General features: G+C 53.4%; 17 protein-coding genes. 8 read left to right on the top strand and 9 right to left on the bottom strand.

Annotated elements, in window-relative coordinates:
- The first annotated feature begins 124 nt into the window (after positions 1-124).
- Positions 125-1,465, top strand: coding sequence for a polyamine export protein PaeA (paeA, locus tag E1B03_RS03635; RefSeq protein ID WP_103768619.1), 1,341 nt, complete (start codon positions 125-127; stop codon positions 1,463-1,465).
- A gap of 66 nt (positions 1,466-1,531) precedes the next feature.
- On the opposite strand, the gene E1B03_RS03630 is transcribed toward paeA, so the two are convergent.
- Complete coding sequence (locus tag E1B03_RS03630) at positions 1,532-1,738, bottom strand: DUF1107 domain-containing protein (RefSeq protein WP_003025710.1); 207 nt, start codon at positions 1,736-1,738, stop codon at positions 1,532-1,534.
- A gap of 327 nt (positions 1,739-2,065) precedes the next feature.
- Here E1B03_RS03630 and E1B03_RS03620 point away from each other — a divergent pair, with 327 nt between their 5' ends.
- The gene (locus tag E1B03_RS03620) at positions 2,066-2,623 is read left to right on the top strand and encodes a YtfJ family protein (RefSeq protein WP_133085686.1); all 558 of its coding nucleotides are present in this window, start codon (positions 2,066-2,068) and stop codon (positions 2,621-2,623) included.
- Here the strand turns inward: E1B03_RS03620 and cysQ are convergent.
- Positions 2,613-3,353 carry a 3'(2'),5'-bisphosphate nucleotidase CysQ gene (gene cysQ / locus E1B03_RS03615; protein ID WP_103768621.1) on the bottom strand — a complete coding sequence of 247 codons (741 nt, stop codon included), beginning with the start codon at positions 3,351-3,353 and terminating at the stop codon, positions 2,613-2,615. The two genes, E1B03_RS03620 and cysQ, sit on opposite strands and share 11 nt — an antisense overlap.
- A gap of 188 nt (positions 3,354-3,541) precedes the next feature.
- On the opposite strand from cysQ, the gene E1B03_RS03610 reads away from it, so the two are divergent.
- Positions 3,542-5,485: a bifunctional 2',3'-cyclic-nucleotide 2'-phosphodiesterase/3'-nucleotidase gene (locus tag E1B03_RS03610; RefSeq protein WP_103768622.1), complete on the top strand. Its 1,944-nt coding sequence runs from the start codon at positions 3,542-3,544 to the stop codon at positions 5,483-5,485.
- A 47-nt stretch (positions 5,486-5,532) separates the two neighbouring features.
- Here E1B03_RS03610 and E1B03_RS03605 read toward each other — a convergent pair whose 3' ends face one another.
- Positions 5,533-5,913, bottom strand: coding sequence for a winged helix-turn-helix transcriptional regulator (locus E1B03_RS03605; protein WP_103768684.1), 381 nt, complete (start codon positions 5,911-5,913; stop codon positions 5,533-5,535).
- An 88-nt stretch (positions 5,914-6,001) separates the two neighbouring features.
- Here E1B03_RS03605 and E1B03_RS03600 point away from each other — a divergent pair, with 88 nt between their 5' ends.
- The 3 genes from E1B03_RS03600 to E1B03_RS03590 all read left to right on the top strand — a co-directional run bounded on the left by E1B03_RS03600 (position 6,002) and on the right by E1B03_RS03590 (position 8,800).
- The gene (locus E1B03_RS03600; RefSeq protein WP_133085685.1) at positions 6,002-6,850 is read left to right on the top strand and encodes an SDR family oxidoreductase; all 849 of its coding nucleotides are present in this window, start codon (positions 6,002-6,004) and stop codon (positions 6,848-6,850) included.
- An 81-nt stretch (positions 6,851-6,931) separates the two neighbouring features.
- Positions 6,932-7,756, top strand: a complete 825-nt coding sequence (locus tag E1B03_RS03595; protein WP_133085684.1) for an AraC family transcriptional regulator — start codon at positions 6,932-6,934, stop codon at positions 7,754-7,756.
- A gap of 75 nt (positions 7,757-7,831) precedes the next feature.
- Positions 7,832-8,800 carry a DMT family transporter gene (locus tag E1B03_RS03590; RefSeq protein WP_103768624.1) on the top strand — a complete coding sequence of 323 codons (969 nt, stop codon included), beginning with the start codon at positions 7,832-7,834 and terminating at the stop codon, positions 8,798-8,800.
- 95 nt (positions 8,801-8,895) lie between these two features.
- Here the strand turns inward: E1B03_RS03590 and E1B03_RS03585 are convergent, their stop codons facing one another.
- Entirely contained in the window at positions 8,896-10,545 is a 1,650-nt protein-coding gene (locus E1B03_RS03585) for a methyl-accepting chemotaxis protein (RefSeq protein ID WP_103768625.1), read from the bottom strand.
- A 244-nt stretch (positions 10,546-10,789) separates the two neighbouring features.
- On the opposite strand from E1B03_RS03585, the gene ytfE reads away from it, so the two are divergent.
- Entirely contained in the window at positions 10,790-11,452 is a 663-nt protein-coding gene (gene ytfE, locus E1B03_RS03580) for an iron-sulfur cluster repair protein YtfE (RefSeq protein ID WP_103768626.1), read from the top strand.
- Positions 11,453-11,623: 171 nt separating this feature from the next.
- Here ytfE and cycA read toward each other — a convergent pair whose 3' ends face one another.
- Positions 11,624-13,033, bottom strand: a complete 1,410-nt coding sequence (gene cycA / locus E1B03_RS03575; RefSeq protein WP_103768627.1) for a D-serine/D-alanine/glycine transporter — start codon at positions 13,031-13,033, stop codon at positions 11,624-11,626.
- 308 nt (positions 13,034-13,341) lie between these two features.
- The gene (bamJ, locus tag E1B03_RS03570) at positions 13,342-13,962 is read right to left on the bottom strand and encodes a BamJ family beta-barrel-assembly machinery protein (protein ID WP_029139741.1); all 621 of its coding nucleotides are present in this window, start codon (positions 13,960-13,962) and stop codon (positions 13,342-13,344) included.
- Positions 13,963-14,181: 219 nt separating this feature from the next.
- Here bamJ and E1B03_RS03565 point away from each other — a divergent pair, with 219 nt between their 5' ends.
- The gene (locus E1B03_RS03565) at positions 14,182-14,832 is read left to right on the top strand and encodes a LysM-like peptidoglycan-binding domain-containing protein (protein ID WP_103768628.1); all 651 of its coding nucleotides are present in this window, start codon (positions 14,182-14,184) and stop codon (positions 14,830-14,832) included.
- Positions 14,833-14,883: 51 nt separating this feature from the next.
- Here the strand turns inward: E1B03_RS03565 and E1B03_RS03560 are convergent, their stop codons facing one another.
- The 3 genes from E1B03_RS03560 to rpsR form a co-directional block, all read right to left on the bottom strand.
- Positions 14,884-15,807, bottom strand: a complete 924-nt coding sequence (locus tag E1B03_RS03560) for a DMT family transporter (protein WP_103768629.1) — start codon at positions 15,805-15,807, stop codon at positions 14,884-14,886.
- A 141-nt stretch (positions 15,808-15,948) separates the two neighbouring features.
- Entirely contained in the window at positions 15,949-16,398 is a 450-nt protein-coding gene (gene rplI, locus E1B03_RS03555; RefSeq protein ID WP_003025676.1) for a 50S ribosomal protein L9, read from the bottom strand.
- 41 nt (positions 16,399-16,439) lie between these two features.
- Positions 16,440-16,667: a 30S ribosomal protein S18 gene (gene rpsR, locus E1B03_RS03550; RefSeq protein ID WP_000135199.1), complete on the bottom strand. Its 228-nt coding sequence runs from the start codon at positions 16,665-16,667 to the stop codon at positions 16,440-16,442.
- Between the last annotated feature and the right edge of the window lies 1 nt (position 16,668).

Raw genomic sequence — 16,668 nt, 5'->3', positions numbered from 1 at the left:
GACTTTACAGTACCTTACGCTATACTAGCTTCTGAATTTACCGGCTCAACTCCACGGGCCGGTTTTCACACGGATTTATCAATTACTCCCTTCCGAGGATCTGGCCTTAACGGTCGGATAAGATATGTTAAACAGTATTTTAGTCATTCTCTGCCTGATCGCCGTGAGTGCGTTTTTCTCGATATCCGAGATCTCGCTTGCTGCATCACGCAAAATCAAACTTAAACTGCTTGCCGATGAAGGCAGCGTAAACGCACAACGTGTATTGAAGATGCAGGAAAACCCCGGCATGTTTTTTACCGTCGTGCAAATTGGCCTTAACGCGGTCGCCATTCTCGGCGGTATCGTAGGGGATGCTGCATTCTCCCCGGCGTTTTACAGCCTTTTCTCAAAGTACTTCGCTCCAGAGCTGTCCGAACAGTTAAGCTTTATTCTGTCATTCTCGCTGGTTACTGGCCTGTTCATCCTGTTCGCGGATTTAACCCCGAAACGCATCGGTATGATTGCGCCAGAAGCTGTGGCTTTGCGTATCATCAACCCGATGCGCTTCTGCCTGCTGGTCTTCCGCCCGCTGGTATGGTTCTTTAACGGTCTGGCAAATAACATTTTCCGTCTGTTTAAGATCCCAATGGTGCGTAAAGACGACATCACCTCGGACGATATTTACGCCGTGGTCGAAGCGGGTGCGCTGGCGGGTGTTCTGCGTAAGCAGGAACATGAGCTGATTGAAAATGTGTTCGAACTGGAATCCCGTACCGTACCGTCTTCAATGACCTCGCGCGAGAATATTATCTGGTTCGATCTCCACGAAGATGAGCAAAGCCTGAAGAACAAAGTGGCGCAGCATCCGCACTCCAAATTTCTGGTGTGTAACGAAGATATCGACCACATCATTGGCTATGTCGATTCAAAGGATCTCCTCAACCGCGTACTGGCGAACCAAAGCATGGCGCTGAACAGCGGCGTACAGATCCGCAATACGCTGATTGTCCCGGATACGCTGACGCTCTCTGAAGCGCTGGAAAGCTTCAAAACCGCAGGCGAAGACTTTGCCGTCATCATGAACGAGTACGCGCTGGTGGTGGGAATTATCACGCTCAACGACGTCATGACGACGCTGATGGGCGATTTAGTCGGCCAGGGTCTGGAAGAGCAGATCGTGGCACGCGATGAAAACTCATGGCTAGTCGATGGCGGTACGCCGATTGATGACGTTATGCGCGTCCTGGATATCGACGAGTTCCCGCAGTCCGGCAACTATGAAACCATCGGCGGCTTTATGATGTTCATGCTGCGTAAAATCCCGAAACGCACCGACTCGGTGAAGTATTCAGGTTACAAATTTGAAGTGGTGGATATCGATAACTACAAGATCGATCAACTGCTGGTGACGCGTCTGGACAGCAAACCTACCGTTCTGGTACCGAAGCTGCCGGATGCAAAAGAAGAGGCAAAGGCATCTTAACGTCTTACAGAAACATCAACGGCTCCCATCAGGAGCCGTTTTTTTAACTACCGCATAGCACTTTGATCAAGCCATCTCAGTTTGCAGACGCAAGACCTGACGGTTAACTTCGGACATCACGGAAAAATGCAGCTTGTCCTTCACTTTTGGGATAAGAATCTTACCCTTATCAAATTCAAAAGCGCCTACATCCTTGATATATAACCGTCCACGAAACAGGATCTTCACGTACTTCGCCACCTGCAGCGGGTTGTATCGTTGGAAAATTTTCATTGTTGTCTCCTGCTGAGCATTACGCCTTTGCGGTACCACAATCGGTCCGACAATCCTCAGGCGCAAATTTTAATGCCCTATGACTATAGACTATCTCGTTAATGTTTCCAGCGTGTATAAGTTTATTTACCTTCAAGTTACAATTATTCAGAATTATCTTTTCAACGCTTCGCTGTCTTCAGTATAAGCCTTCATTTTTCGCAGGATTTGTGCGCCCGTCCGCAAACTGGCATCGCGCTTGCGGGAAAAAGCATCAATCGCACATATGATTAAATTCCAGACCCAAGTGGTCGGATCACCTGCAAAATAAAGAAAGAAGGAAAACCTATGACCTTACAAAAACTGCTGGCGCTGTCGTGCCTGCTGCTGCCGATGATTGCCTCCGCACATAAGTTTGAGACTAACCAGCGCGTGCCGCCGGTGGGGATCGCCGATCGCGGCGAACTGATTCTCGATAACGATAAGTTTAGCTACAAAAGCTGGAATAGCGCGCAGTTGCCTGGGAAAGTGCGAATTGTGCAACACATTGCCGGACGCACCTCCGCCAAAGAGAAAAACGCGACGCTGATTGAGGCAATCAAGGCGGCCAACCTGCCGCATGACAAGTACCAGACCACCACTATCGTCAACACGGATGACGCCATTCCCGGCTCCGGTATGTTTGTGCGCAGCAGTCTGGAGAGCAACAAGAAGCTCTACCCATGGTCACAATTTATTGTCGACAGCAATGGCATTGCGCGTAAAACCTGGCAACTGGATGAAGAGAGTTCCGCTATTGCCGTACTCGACAAAGACGGACGCGTTCAGTGGGCAAAAGATGGTGCGTTAACCCAGGAAGAGGTGCAGCAGGTAATTGCCCTGCTGCACAAATTACTCAGTAAATAGAAACGCGGAAGCCGGGGTTGAGGAACGATTCACGTGGGGTGTAATCCAGTGGTTTCCCCTGCCAGTCGTGAACGTGCGCTCCGGCTGCGGCGGCAACGGCGTGGCCTGCGGCGGTATCCCAGACGTTAGTTGGCCCAAAACGCGGATATAGCTGCGCGTGTCCTTCCGCCACCAGGCAGAACTTCAGCGATGAGCCAATCGAGGTGGTTTGGTGCTCCCCCAACTGTTGCAGATACTCTGTTAACTCATTGTCGGCATGCGAGCGGCTAATCACCACCAGCGGCGGACGCGCGTCACGAACCTGGATTTGTTTGCGCACGCCACATTCTTCTTTCCACGCTTTACCTTCTGCCGCGCTGTACATCACTTTCATCACCGGCGCGTAAACCACGCCCAGTACCGGCTTTCCCTTTTCGATCAGCGCAATATTAACGGTGAATTCACCGTTACGCTTAATGAACTCTTTGGTACCGTCCAGCGGGTCGACCAGCCAATAGCGCTGCCAGTGCTGACGAACATCCCAGCCAGGAGGCGCTTCTTCAGACAGGACCGGAATATCCGGCGTCAGCGCCAGTAATCCTTCAAGGATCACCGTATGCGCGGCGATATCCGCCGCCGTGACAGGAGAATCGTCCTGCTTGCTGGTAATCTCCATCGGTTTGATTCCATCGTAGACCTGCATAATGGCATCGCCCGCGTTCCGTGCAAGCTGGCATACATGTTCTAGCATTCTCCACCTCGTTTCTGTCAGTGGTGTTAACTCGTTGTTTTACTTATACCCGATCGTCAGAGGATCCGCCAACTGTGATAGCGTCTGCGGTTTTAAACGCTATATTCATGGCATGATTCACAGTTCTGTAAGCAAGAAGATTTATATACATTTTCTTTTGTGGCTTAGATCTTAAAAGGATGCCCCTGATGATTAAGTTTAGTGCAACGCTTCTGGCAACGCTGATTGCAGCCAGCGTCAATGCCGCGACCGTGGATCTGCGCATAATGGAAACCACTGATTTGCATAGCAATATGATGGATTTCGATTATTACAAAGATACACCGACTGAAAAATTCGGCCTGGTACGTACGGCAAGTCTGATCAACGCTGCGCGTGATGAAGTCAAAAACAGCGTGCTGGTTGATAATGGCGATCTGATTCAGGGCAGCCCGCTTGGTGATTACATGGCAGCCAAAGGGCTGAAAGCGGGCGAGACTCACCCGGTATATAAGGCGCTGAACACCCTGGATTACGCGGTGGGTAATCTCGGCAACCATGAATTCAACTACGGTCTGGAGTATCTGCACAACGCGCTGGCCGGGGCAAAGTTCCCTTACGTTAACGCTAATATCATCGACGTTAAGACTAAAAAGCCGCTGTTTACGCCTTATCTGATCAAAGACACTGAGGTAGTCGACCAGCAAGGGAACAAGCAGACGCTGAAGATTGGCTATATCGGCTTTGTACCACCGCAGATTATGACCTGGGATAAAGCCAATCTCAGCGGCAAAGTAACAGTGAACGACATCACCGAAACCGCGCGGAAATACGTTCCCGAAATGCGGGAAAAAGGCGCCGATGTCGTGGTGGTGGTTGCTCACTCCGGGCTTTCTGCCGACCCGTATCAAACGATGGCGGAAAACTCCGTTTATTACCTCAGCGAAGTACCGGGCGTGGATGCCATTATGTTTGGTCACGCTCACGCCGTCTTCCCGGGTAAAGACTTTGCCAATATAAAAGGCGCAGATATCACCAAAGGTACGCTCAATGGCGTTCCGGCGGTGATGCCGGGCATGTGGGGCGATCATCTGGGCGTGGTGGATCTTGTGCTGAATAACGACAGCGGTAAATGGCAGGTTACCCAGGCGAAAGCCGAGGCGCGCCCAATTTATGACGCCGCGGGCAAAAAATCACTGGCAGCAGAAGATAAAAAAATCGTTGAGATCCTGAAAGCCGATCATGACGCCACGCGTGAGTTTGTCAGCAAGCCGATTGGTAAATCCGCCGACAACATGTACAGCTACCTGGCTCTGGTTCAGGATGACCCAACCGTACAGGTGGTAAATAACGCGCAGAAAGCCTATGTGGAACATTTTATCCAGGGCGATCCGGACCTGGCAAAACTGCCGGTACTTTCCGCCGCCGCGCCGTTTAAAGTCGGTGGACGCAAAAACGATCCGGCTAGCTTCGTAGAAGTCGAAAAAGGCCAGTTAACCTTCCGTAATGCCGCTGATTTGTATCTTTATCCCAACACCCTGGTAGTAGTGAAAGCCAGCGGCAAAGAGGTGAAGGAGTGGCTGGAATGTTCCGCCGGGCAGTTTAATCAGATTGATATCCACAGCAGCAAACCACAGTCGTTGATTAACTGGGACGGCTTTCGTACCTACAACTTCGACGTGATTGACGGCGTGAATTATCAGATTGATGTTTCACAACCCGCCCGCTATGACGGGGAATGCCAGACCATTAACCCGAAAGCTGAGCGTATCAAAAACCTGACCTTTAACGGCAAGCCTATTGATCCAAATGCCACCTTCCTCGTCGCGACCAACAACTATCGCGCCTACGGCGGTAAGTTTGCCGGAACCGGCGACAGCCACATCGCGTTTGCCTCTCCAGATGAAAACCGCTCGGTGCTGGCGGCATGGATAGGTGCACAGACGAAGAGTGCCGGCGAAATTCACCCGGCAGCAGATAACAACTGGCGTCTGGCACCGATTCACACCGATACGCCGCTGGATATTCGCTTTGAAACATCACCGTCTGATAAAGCCGCAGCGTTTATCAAAGAGAAAGGCCAGTATCCGCTGAAGAAAGTCGCGACCGATGATATCGGATTTGCGATTTATCAGTTGGATTTGAGTAAGTAACTTTCGCGCCGGATGCGACGCAATAGCGTCTTATCCGGCCTACAAAACTACGCAGCCCGTTCGTCCCGCTGCGCCAAAACCTGCGGCAAATTCTGTTCAATCCAGTCCGCCAGCGCGGCGACTTTATCGCTCACCTGCTCACCCAACGGCGTCAGACTATATTCCACGTGTGGCGGCACCACCGGATAAGACACCCGATTGATAAACCCGTCATGCTCTAACGCCTGTAGGGATTGCGCCAACATTTTTTCACTGACGCCGCCCATCTTACGACGCAAATCGCTGAAACGGTGCGTACCGTCGCGCAGCGCCACCAGAATCAACACCCCCCAGCGGCTGGTGACGTGTTTTAACACCTCGCGGGAAGGACACTGTTCGGCAAACAAATTGCCATCGCGTAACTGCTGGGAGAGCGTCGTAGCTGTCATTTTCATACTAACCTTTTTGTACGTACTTACTAAAAGTAAGTTTAGGTGTTAGCGTGATTAAACACAAGCCAATACCAAGGAGTCACCCATGATCGCGATTACCGGCGCCACCGGCCAACTGGGCCAACGCGTTATTGAATCCCTGCTGAAAACCGTTCCTGCCAGCCAGATTGTGGCTATTGTGCGTAATCCCGCGAAAGCGACGACGCTTAGCCAACAGGGTATTACCGTTCGTCAGGCGGATTACAGCGATGAAGCCGCCTTGACGACTGCCTTACAGGGTATCGACAAGCTACTGCTGATCTCTTCCAGCGAAGTGGGACAACGTGCCCCGCAGCATCGCAACGTGATTAACGCGGCACAGGCGGCCCACGTGAAATTTATCGCCTACACCAGCCTGCTACACGCCGACACTTCCCCGCTGGGGCTGGCTGATGAACATGTGGCGACTGAGAAGATGCTGGCTGAATCCGGTATCGCCTACGCGCTGCTGCGTAACGGCTGGTACACCGAAAACTATCTCGCCAGCGCACCAGCGGCACTGGAACATGGCGTATTTATTGGCGCGGCGGGAGAAGGCAAAATCGCCTCCGCGACCCGCGCTGACTATGCCGCTGCCGCCGCGCGCGTCATCAGTGAAGACGGTCATGCCGGTAAAACCTATGAGCTGGCGGGCGACGCAGGCTGGACCCTGAGTCAACTGGCTGCCGAACTGGCAAACCAGAGTGGTAAAAAAGTGGTGTATCAGAACCTGAGCGAAGCTGATTTTGCCGCCGCGCTAAAAGGTGTGGGCCTGCCTGCCGGACTGGCGGACATGCTGGCTGACTCAGACACTGGCGCCTCCAAAAGCGGCCTGTTCGACGACAGCCATACGCTGAGCAAACTGATTGGTCGCCCGACCACCTCGTTGGCTGACAGCGTCAAAGGCATCGTGTAAGTGTTAAAAATTAGTTAATTGTGGTGGCATCCCCGCGCATCCTCTCTGATAATGACAGGATGATGCGTGGGGAGAGAAAACGTGCAAGGTGTACCTGAGCAGTTTATTGATGAGAAAGACAGCGCCCGCTTTCGCCATCTGGCGCAGGTGCCGGGCGTTGAGCTGTATCATGCGCACATTTCACGTTACGCCTTTGAGCCGCACACCCATGAAGCGTTTGGCATTGGCGCGATAGAAGCTGGAGCCGAACGTTTTCGCTATCGCGGCACGCAATACGTGGCCCCCGCCCATTCCGTCGTCACCATGAATCCCGATGAGCTGCACACCGGAGAAGCCGAAACCGCCGACGGCTGGCGCTATCGGATGATTTATCTTGAACCCTACCTTCTGGAAGAGGTCACCGGGATCCGCCACTGGTGGTTTCATGACGTAACGCGTCACGATCCGCAGCGCTCGCACCAGATCTGCTCGCTGATCCACGGCCTGTGGAACACTGAGGATCCGCTGGCGCAAAAAGGATTATTGCTCGATCTGATCGACACGTTCCAGCCGCTGGCCCGCCATGCGCCGGTATTGCCGGAGGGTGCTCATCGCTTTGAACGGGTGCGCGAGTATCTGCACGATAATTATATGCATCCGATCACGCTCGACGAACTGGCGCGGGTTGCATCGCTGAGTCCCTGGCATTTTCAGCGTCAGTTTAAGTCTCATTTCCACGTCACGCCGCACCAGATGCTGATGGCGATCCGCCTATGGCGAGCCAAAGGTTTTCTCACTCACGGTATGCCCGCCGCAGAAGTCGCCGCCGCAACGGGTCTCACCGACCAGTCGCATCTCACCCGCGCGTTTACTCATCGTTACGGCATTACGCCGGTACGTTATCAGAAGCAGGTTTATTCGCGCTAATGCGCAATCTCATACAATACGGCTGCGCTCTCCCTGCCTACACTCACGCAATGTTTAATGATGTGGATGTCAAAAATGATTAGCGGCGTGTTGTATGCCCTGCTGGCCGGGCTGATGTGGGGATTAATTTTTGTTGGACCGCTGATCGTACCGGAATACCCGGCGGTATTGCAGTCGATGGGGCGTTATCTGGCGCTGGGGCTGATAGCGTTACCGATCGCCTGGCTGGGGCGTGTGCGCCTGCGCCAGTTGACGCGTAAAGACTGGATAACGGCACTGGCGCTAACGATGATGGGTAATCTGATTTATTACGTCTGCCTGGCAAGCGCTATTCAGCGCACCGGCGCGCCGGTTTCAACGATGATTATCGGTACATTGCCGGTGGTGATCCCGGTTTTCGCCAACCTGCTCTACAGCCAGCGTGACGGAAAATTATCCTGGTGGCGTCTGGCGCCTGCGCTGGTGTTGATTGGCATGGGGCTGCTGTGCGTGAATATCTCGGAGCTGAATCAGGGGTTACCCGACTTTAGCGGCTGGCGTTATGGTTCCGGTATCGTGCTGGCGCTGGTCTCGGTGGTGTGCTGGGCATGGTATGCGCTGCGTAACGCCCGCTGGCTACGCGAGAATCCGGATAAACACCCGATGATGTGGGCGACGGCCCAGGCGCTGGTGACGCTGCCCGTTTCTCTGCTCGGTTATATTGCCGCCTGCCTCTGGCTGAATGTGCAAACGCCGGACTTCGCTCTGCCCTTCGGCCCGCGTCCAGGCGTGTTTATCGGCCTGATGATAGCCATTGCGGTATTGTGTTCGTGGGTTGGCGCACTGTGCTGGAACGTCGCCAGCCAGAAGCTGCCGACGGTGATCCTCGGCCCGCTGATTGTCTTCGAAACGCTGGCTGGCCTGCTGTACACCTTTATACTGCGCGAGGAGATGCCGCCGATGTTGACGCTGAGCGGAATTACGCTGCTGGTAATAGGCGTGGTGATTGCGGTGCGGTCAAAACCGCAGAAACCGGCGGTAGTGCCGGTTTCGGGGGATGCCTGATGGCGCTGCGCTTATCAGGCCTACAAGGACTGTACGATCTCATGTAGGCCGGATAAGGCGTTTACGCCGCCATCCGGCAAGATGCTAACGGTTACCTAAAAGGTTTCCCAGTTCGCTTCGTTGAGCGGCGCAGCTTTCGCCGTTGGCACGAAGGCTTTCTTCACTGGCGCGTTCTGCATCGACTGCTGGCGGGAGATTTTAAATACCGCCACCGTCTGGTTCAACCGCGCAGCCTGCTCTTCTAGCGCGGCGGCGGCGGATGCGGACTCCTCCACCAGCGAGGCGTTTTGCTGCGTCACGCGATCCATCTCGGCAACCGCCTGGCCTACCTGATCGATACCCCGACTCTGTTCATCAGAGGCCGAGGCAATCTCGCCCATGATGTCGGTCACGCGAGTCACGGCGCTAACAATTTCCGCCATCGTTTCACCCGCTTCATGCACCAGCGCCGTACCGGCATTGACCCGATTCCCCGAGTCATCAATCAGCGCTTTAATCTCCTTCGCCGCCTGAGCGCTACGCTGCGCCAGCGTACGAACTTCGCCTGCAACCACGGCAAACCCGCGTCCCTGCTCGCCCGCACGCGCTGCTTCTACCGCCGCGTTCAGTGCCAGAATATTGGTCTGGAAGGCAATACCGTCGATAACGTTAGTAATTTGCGCGATTTTGTTGGAACTGGTGGCGATTTCATCCATCGTACGCACCACACCATCAACCACGGTTCCACCTTTCTGCGCCGTCTGTGAAGCGTCTTTTGCCAGACTGGTCGCCTGACGCGCGTTATCCGCGTTCTGCTTCACGGTCGCCGTGAGCTGCTCCATGCTGGCAGCGGTCTCTTCCAGAGAGGCGGCCTGCTGTTCGGTACGTGACGAGAGATCGTTACTGCCAGCGGCAATTTCACCCGCGCCGGTATAGATGGTATCAGCTCCGTCACGCACCACGCTGACCGTGTTCGCCAGCGCCTGCTGCATATCGCGGACGTTGCCTGCCAGCAGCGCCATTTCATTACTGCCATCGGCGTTGATGCGATGCGTCAAATCACCTGCGGCAATATGGCGAATATGTCCCATCACCTCATGCAGCGGCTTGAGCAGTACTCGCTGCATCGCCAGCCAACTGGCGATAATCACGGTGACGACAATCAGCATCACCGCAGACAGCAGCCAGATTATCTTCTGGTAATCACTCTCATTGTCCTGCACTCCGGCAGTGGCCAGCGCCGTTTGCGCACTACGCCATTGCCGATAAACGTCCTGCATGGCCGTTTGCTTTTGTTCCGCATTCTGCTTGAACATCTCTTCCAGCTTTCCTTCAGCCAGCAGCGCGTTCATTTTAGCCAGCGTCGCAGAATAGATGCCGTACTGCTCCTCCAGTCGATCGGCCAGATGCTCATCAAGCCCCGGCGTTTCCGGCAGAGCGTAGTATTTATCGTAATGCTCTTTCGATTCAGCCAACAGGCGATTTGCCGTGTTCACCAGTTCCTTCAACTGACCGCCGTTAATATCGCTGGCCATCGTTCCCTGTAAACGCAGCATGCCCCGGTTGAGCGTGACGCGAGCCTGGTTCAGGCTAATCCACGCATCGGTAAACTCAGCCACATTCTGGCTGGAAAGCTGAGAGACGTTGAAGTTTTGCTTATCGTTATTGAGCGCGCCAATAAAGACGCCCGCGGAGATGAGCTGCATTGCGCCCAGGGCGAGTAACACGGTGATAAGTAAGGTTATCACTTTGATTCGTTTGAACATCTGTAGCCTTTTATTATGCAGGTATTGTCTGAGGTCTAACTATCGGCAGCGGCGTGCGCTTATTTAATCCTGTCGCGCGGCTTTTTTCGCCATTTCTCCCCTTTTCAATAAGATTCAGCACGTTAACGAAATAAGAAATTTTCGTGACGTTCATCACAAAACACCCCACCCCGAAAGGGTTATATCCTTCGCCATAAGTTGCATTTAAAATACACCTTATATTATTGAGAATGAGGTAACGGCAATGTCTTATCGCGATCAACCTTTAGGTGAACTGGCGCTCTCTATTCCTCGCGCTTCAGCCCTGTTTCGTAAATACGATATGGATTACTGCTGCGGCGGTAAGCAAACGCTGGCACGCGCTGCCGCGCGTAAAGAGCTGGATTTAGACGTCATTGAGGCGCAGCTCGCGCAGCTGGCTGAACAACCGTTGGAGAAAGACTGGCGTACCGTGGCGCTGGCTGAAATCATCGACCATATCATCGTGCGTTTTCACGACAGACACCGCGAACAGCTGCCGGAGCTGATCCTGCAGGCCACTAAAGTTGAACGCGTTCACGCAGACAAACCGAACGTACCGCGCGGTCTGGCGAAAAATCTGACCATGTTGCATGAAGAACTGTCCAGCCACATGATGAAAGAAGAGCAGATCCTGTTCCCGATGATCAAACAGGGCATGGGTAGCCAGGCGATGGGGCCAATCAGCGTGATGGAAAGCGAACATGACGATGCGGGTGAACTGGTCGAAGTGATCAAACACATCACCCATAACGTGACCCCGCCGCCAGAAGCCTGCACCACCTGGAAAGCCATGTATAACGGCATCAACGAGATGATCGACGACCTGATGGAACACATCAGTCTGGAAAATAATGTGTTGTTCCCGCGTGCCCTCGCAGGTGAATAAAAAAAGGCGCCCGAGAGCGCCTTCCTGAAGTCCGAATTCGGCCACTGCTTATGTGGCCTTTTTTGTGTCAGAACGCAGGCCTGATAAGCGCAGCGCATCACGCAATCCCGGCGGCATATTGCCGGATGTGGCGTAAACGCCTTATCCGGCCTACATCTCACGTCTTAGCGATTAACGCACGCCTGCCATACGTTTCTTACCGATAAACAACCAGCCCAGACCCAGCGCGATGAACCACAGCGGCGTGACGATCAGCGCCTGACGGGTATCATCTTCCAGCGTCAGCAGTACCAGTACGAAGACGAAGAACGCCATACATACCCAGCACATCAACTTGCCGAGCGGCATCTTGTAGATTGATTTTTCATGCAGGTGCGGACGCTGCTTGCGGTACACCAGGTACGAGCAAAGAATGATGGTCCAGACGAACATGAACAAAATCGCCGACACGGTGGTGATCATGGTGAATGCGCCAATCACGCTCGGGTTCACGTACAGCATCACCACACCGCCCAGCAGACAGATACAGGAGAAGGTTAACCCCTTCGCCGGAACTGCGCGTTTTGAGAGTTTGGCAAACGCTTTAGGCGCAACGCCTTCCTGCGCCAGGCCGAACAGCATACGGCTGGTAGAGAACACGCCGCTGTTTGCAGAAGAGGCCGCTGAAGTCAGTACCACAAAGTTGATCAGGCTCGCCGCAGCAGGCAGACCGACCAGCACAAACAGTTCAACGAATGGGCTCTTGGTTGGCACTACCGAGCTCCACGGCGTGACGGACATAATCACGATCAGCGCGAACACGTAAAACATGATGATACGGATTGGAATCGAGTTAATGGCGCGCGGCAGAGATTTCTCCGGATCCTTGGTTTCCGCAGCGGTTGTCCCCACCAGTTCAATGCCTACAAACGCGAACACCGCAATCTGGAAGCCGGCAAAGAAGCCGCTTAGCCCTTTCGGGAACCAGCCACCGTCATTCCACAGATGCGTGAACGATGCCTGAACGCCGGTTGGCGACTGGAAGTGCGTCAGCACCATCACCAGACCGACGACAATCAGGCCAATGATAGCGACGATTTTGATCATCGCAAACCAGAACTCCATCTCACCGAACATTTTTACGGTGGCAAGGTTGAGGCTCAGCAGCAGCACGATCACCGCCAGCGAGGCGACCCAGTCTGACAGTTCAGGGAACCAGAATTGCGCATAGGCGGTAATGGCGACAACGTCTGCCATCCCGGTAACGACCCAGCAGAACCAGTAGGTCCAGCCGGTAAAGTACCCGGCCCATGGCCCGAGCAGGTCGGAGGCAAAATCACTAAACGACTTGTACTCCAGATTCGAAAGCAGCAATTCCCCCATTGCCCGCATCACGAAAAACAGCATAAAACCGATGATCATATACACAAAGATGATCGACGGTCCGGCGAGACTGATGGTTTTACCAGAGCCCATAAACAGGCCGGTACCGATAGCACCACCAATGGCAATAAGTTGGATATGACGGTTTGTGAGATTGCGCCGTAGCGACTGTTCAGACGAAGCCTCTTCAGCGGCGTCGACTTTTACCTGATCTACCATGTTTTTTCTTCCTGTACCTGTCTGTGTTGTTCAGGCTCTACGGCCTTTAGTGTGTCTATGATACGACGATCCTGTTATCAGGACTCATCGATATTAGGTAAGAATTGGCGGGATGAATACTAAGATTTAGATATAATGTTAATTTAATGTTTAAAGTGAGTGTCATATCACTCTGATAGCGCGAATTAGCTCACAAAAATACACGCTGATGAGGCATTTGCAAAATAAAATATCGACAACGACGTAACTATAGCTTTTCACGCTATTTTTTTGCTCCCCCCGGCCTCGGGGGGAACAGAAGTCACTGCTTACAGGATCTCAAGCAGCTCAACGTCGAACACCAGCGTGCTGAACGGAGGAATGGACGCACCAGCGCCACGTTCACCGTAAGCCAGTTCCTGAGGAATAGTCAGTTCCCATTTAGAACCTACCGGCATCAGGGTCAGGGCTTCAATCCAGCCAGGGATAACGCCGTTAACCGGGAATTCAGCCGGTTCGCCGCGTGCGACAGAGCTGTCAAACACGGTACCGTCGATCAGTTTGCCGGTGTAGTGCACGCGAACGCGGTCAGTACGCGCCGGAATAGCGCCTTCGCCCTGGGTCAGAACACGGAACTGCAAACCGGATTCAGTGCTGTTCACACCGTCTTTCTCACGGTTTTCTTCCAGATATTTGACGCCATCGGCCGCCATTGCCTGGAAACGCTCGCGACGTACTGCATCAGCGCGTTCGTGGATTTCACGCAGTGCGCGATGCACAACATCAACCGGCACTGCCGGGTGCTTACCTTCCAGCGCGTCAGCGATACCCGCTACCAGCGCTTCAGGCAACAGTCCTTCCAGTCCGGATTCGCTCAGCTGTTGTCCTACCTGCAAACCAATGCCATAGCTTGCTTGCGCTTCGATAGTGTCAAAAGTCGGGTTAGCCATCATATTTCCTTTCATCGGATGTAAAAGAGCGGGCAGCATATCAGCCATGCCGCATCCGGTAAAACTTTGTCTCGGGAACAGATGACAAATCGCGAGGAAACATAAACAATAGGAATATCCCGCGTTGACGTCACGAAAGCGGGTAATATGACGAACATCATAGCGTTAGCCATCTATACTCTATGATCGAGGAACGAGACGCGGAGCAGGAGGAAAGCCATGCCCGGGCGCTTTGAATTAAAACCAACCCTGGCGAAAATCTGGCATGCACCGGACAATTTTCGCATTATGGATCCGCTACCGCCTATGCACCGCCGCGGCATTATTATTGCTGCTATCGTGCTGGTGATAGGTTTCCTGCTCCCTTCCAGTGACACCAGCGATGCCCCTGTGGTTACGCGTACTGCCCAGCTGGATTTACAGTCACAGTCGCAGCCACCGACCGAGGCTCAACTGCAGGCACAGCTCGTCCCGCCTCAAAACGATCCAGGCCAGGTCGCTCCGGTTGCCCCGGAACCGATCCAGGAAGGCGAACCTGACGCGCAGCCGCAGGTCCAGCAATCTCAACCACAAACGCAACCTTTCCAGCAGGATAGCGGAATTGACCAGCAGTGGCGCTCCTATCGCGTGGACTCGGGCAAAACGCTGGCTCAGGTATTCCGTGACCATAACCTCCCGCCAACAGATGTGTACGCGATGGCGCAGGTTGAAGGCGCCGGAAAACCGCTGAGCAACCTGAAAGACGGTCAGATGGTGCAGATCAGACAGAATGCCAGCGGCGTGGTGACGGGATTAACCATTGATACCGGAAATGGCCAGCAGGTTCTGTTTACCCGCCAGCCTAACGGCAGTTTTATTCGCGCTCGTTAAGCACGATTGTCGGCCTGATAAGCGAGCGCCATCAGGCATCAAGGTGAAGCGTCAACGTTTCACCTTGTTCACCCACCAGATCCCCGAACAGACCAGCACCAGCGCCAGCGCATATTTCCATTCGAGAATGTTTTCGCCGAGGAATATCGCCGACAGTACCGCTCCAGAAACGGGGATCAAGAAGTTAAATGGTGCAATCATTCCCACGCGGTTATGCTTGAGCAGAATACTCCACAAGGCAAAGGCGACTGAAGAGAGTAACGTCAGGTAGCCCAGAATCGCCACCGAAGACGCGCCGTGTACGGTCAACGTCCCGCCAAACGCGTAACCGCCGATAACCAACACCAGACCGCCACCGCCCAACTGGTACCCTGTCATTACCGTCGGGTCCACCGTCTGAGAAATACGTTTTCCATATAGCGTGGCAGCAGAGAGAATAAAGGCCGCCATCACTACTGATCCGTCGCCTAACAGGCTGAAACTAAAATCCATTCCGCTGCTAAAGTTCACTACCATCACGCCAGCAAAGCCGAGGATACAGCCCAGCGCTTTGTTGTAGCTCAGTTTGTCATTATGGTAGATAAAATGGGCCAGCAGCACGCTGAAGAAGGTCCCGGTCGCGTTCATGATGGACCCTTTCACCCCCGTCGTGAACGCCAGGCCAACGTAGAAGAAGATGTATTGCAGCGAGGTTTGCGTCAGCCCTAATAGCGTGAGCTGACCATATTGACGCGGGCTTAATCGGCCAATCGGTTTACGCTGCGCCACCGCCAGCAGTAGCAGCAACAATCCAGCAAACAGGAAGCGATAGCCAGCAAAGACAATTTTTGAGGGAATGTCATCCGTGGCAATCTGGAAGATCTCATATCCGCTTTTGATCGCCGGATAGGCGCTCCCCCACAGCAGGCAGCAAAACGCCGCGCTCAGGTAGACAACATTTTTACGCGCAAACAGAGGTTGGTGCGTTGGTTCCATTCCATCACCACTTTGAAATAATGTTTTATTTTTGTGATTATCCCGAAAAGGATAAAGAATAGCCAGAGAGAAAAGCGGGGAACAGAAAAGCAAAACGCCGGCACAGGGCCGGCGCTTTTACGCGGTCATCAGAATAAAAACTTATTCTGCAACTACGTTTACAGTCAGCTTAGCAAACACTTCGCTGTGAACCTGGAAGCTCACTTCGTGCTCACCAGTGGTACGCAGAACGCCGTTCGGCAGACGAACTTCGCTCTTAGCTACTTCAACGCCAGCTGCAGTTACAGCGTCAGCGATGTCGCGAGTACCGATGGAACCGAACAGTTTACCTTCGTCGCCAGCTTTAGACGCGATGGTTACGGTTTCCAGTGCGTTGATTTTCTCAGCACGAGCTTCAGCAGCGGACAGAACGTCAGCCAGTTTAGCTTCGAGTTCAGCGCGACGCGCTTCGAAAAATTCAACGTTTTTCTTGGTAGCAGGAACAGCTTTACCCTGTGGTACCAGGAAGTTACGAGCATAGCCCGCTTTAACGTTAACCTGATCACCCAGGCTACCCAGGTTTGCTACTTTATCAAGCAGAATAACTTGCATTACCTTATCCTCTCAAAGTCGTATTAATGGACCGTGACCGATTACTGATGACGATCAGTGTACGGCAGCAGGGACAGGTAGCGAGCGCGTTTGATAGCGCGAGCCAGCTGACGCTGGTATTTTGCACGGGTACCGGTGATACGGCTTGGGACAATCTTACCGCTTTCGGTGATGTAGTTTTTCAGCGTAGCGATATCTTTATAGTCGATCTCTTGAACGCCTTCCGCGGTGAAACGGCAGAACTTGCGACGACGGAAATAACGTGCCATA

This window comes from Citrobacter arsenatis (assembly GCF_004353845.1).
GTDB lineage: Bacteria > Pseudomonadota > Gammaproteobacteria > Enterobacterales > Enterobacteriaceae > Citrobacter > Citrobacter arsenatis.
This window is presented reverse-complemented; position numbering and strand designations above follow the sequence as displayed.

What these genes read in the sequence shown, in the direction of transcription:
- paeA (WP_103768619.1), top strand. Translation starts at nt 125, where the DNA reads ATGTTAAACAGTATTTTAGTCATTCTCTGCCTGATCGCCGTGAGTGCG.
- E1B03_RS03630 (WP_003025710.1), bottom strand. Translation starts at nt 1,738, where the DNA reads ATGAAAATTTTCCAACGATACAACCCGCTGCAGGTGGCGAAGTACGTG.
- E1B03_RS03620 (WP_133085686.1), top strand. Translation starts at nt 2,066, where the DNA reads ATGACCTTACAAAAACTGCTGGCGCTGTCGTGCCTGCTGCTGCCGATG.
- cysQ (WP_103768621.1), bottom strand. Translation starts at nt 3,353, where the DNA reads ATGCTAGAACATGTATGCCAGCTTGCACGGAACGCGGGCGATGCCATT.
- E1B03_RS03610 (WP_103768622.1), top strand. Translation starts at nt 3,542, where the DNA reads ATGATTAAGTTTAGTGCAACGCTTCTGGCAACGCTGATTGCAGCCAGC.
- E1B03_RS03605 (WP_103768684.1), bottom strand. Translation starts at nt 5,913, where the DNA reads ATGACAGCTACGACGCTCTCCCAGCAGTTACGCGATGGCAATTTGTTT.
- E1B03_RS03600 (WP_133085685.1), top strand. Translation starts at nt 6,002, where the DNA reads ATGATCGCGATTACCGGCGCCACCGGCCAACTGGGCCAACGCGTTATT.
- E1B03_RS03590 (WP_103768624.1), top strand. Translation starts at nt 7,832, where the DNA reads ATGATTAGCGGCGTGTTGTATGCCCTGCTGGCCGGGCTGATGTGGGGA.
- E1B03_RS03585 (WP_103768625.1), bottom strand. Translation starts at nt 10,545, where the DNA reads ATGTTCAAACGAATCAAAGTGATAACCTTACTTATCACCGTGTTACTC.
- ytfE (WP_103768626.1), top strand. Translation starts at nt 10,790, where the DNA reads ATGTCTTATCGCGATCAACCTTTAGGTGAACTGGCGCTCTCTATTCCT.
- cycA (WP_103768627.1), bottom strand. Translation starts at nt 13,033, where the DNA reads ATGGTAGATCAGGTAAAAGTCGACGCCGCTGAAGAGGCTTCGTCTGAA.
- bamJ (WP_029139741.1), bottom strand. Translation starts at nt 13,962, where the DNA reads ATGGCTAACCCGACTTTTGACACTATCGAAGCGCAAGCAAGCTATGGC.
- E1B03_RS03565 (WP_103768628.1), top strand. Translation starts at nt 14,182, where the DNA reads ATGCCCGGGCGCTTTGAATTAAAACCAACCCTGGCGAAAATCTGGCAT.
- E1B03_RS03560 (WP_103768629.1), bottom strand. Translation starts at nt 15,807, where the DNA reads ATGGAACCAACGCACCAACCTCTGTTTGCGCGTAAAAATGTTGTCTAC.
- rplI (WP_003025676.1), bottom strand. Translation starts at nt 16,398, where the DNA reads ATGCAAGTTATTCTGCTTGATAAAGTAGCAAACCTGGGTAGCCTGGGT.
- rpsR (WP_000135199.1), bottom strand. Translation starts at nt 16,667, where the DNA reads ATGGCACGTTATTTCCGTCGTCGCAAGTTCTGCCGTTTCACCGCGGAA.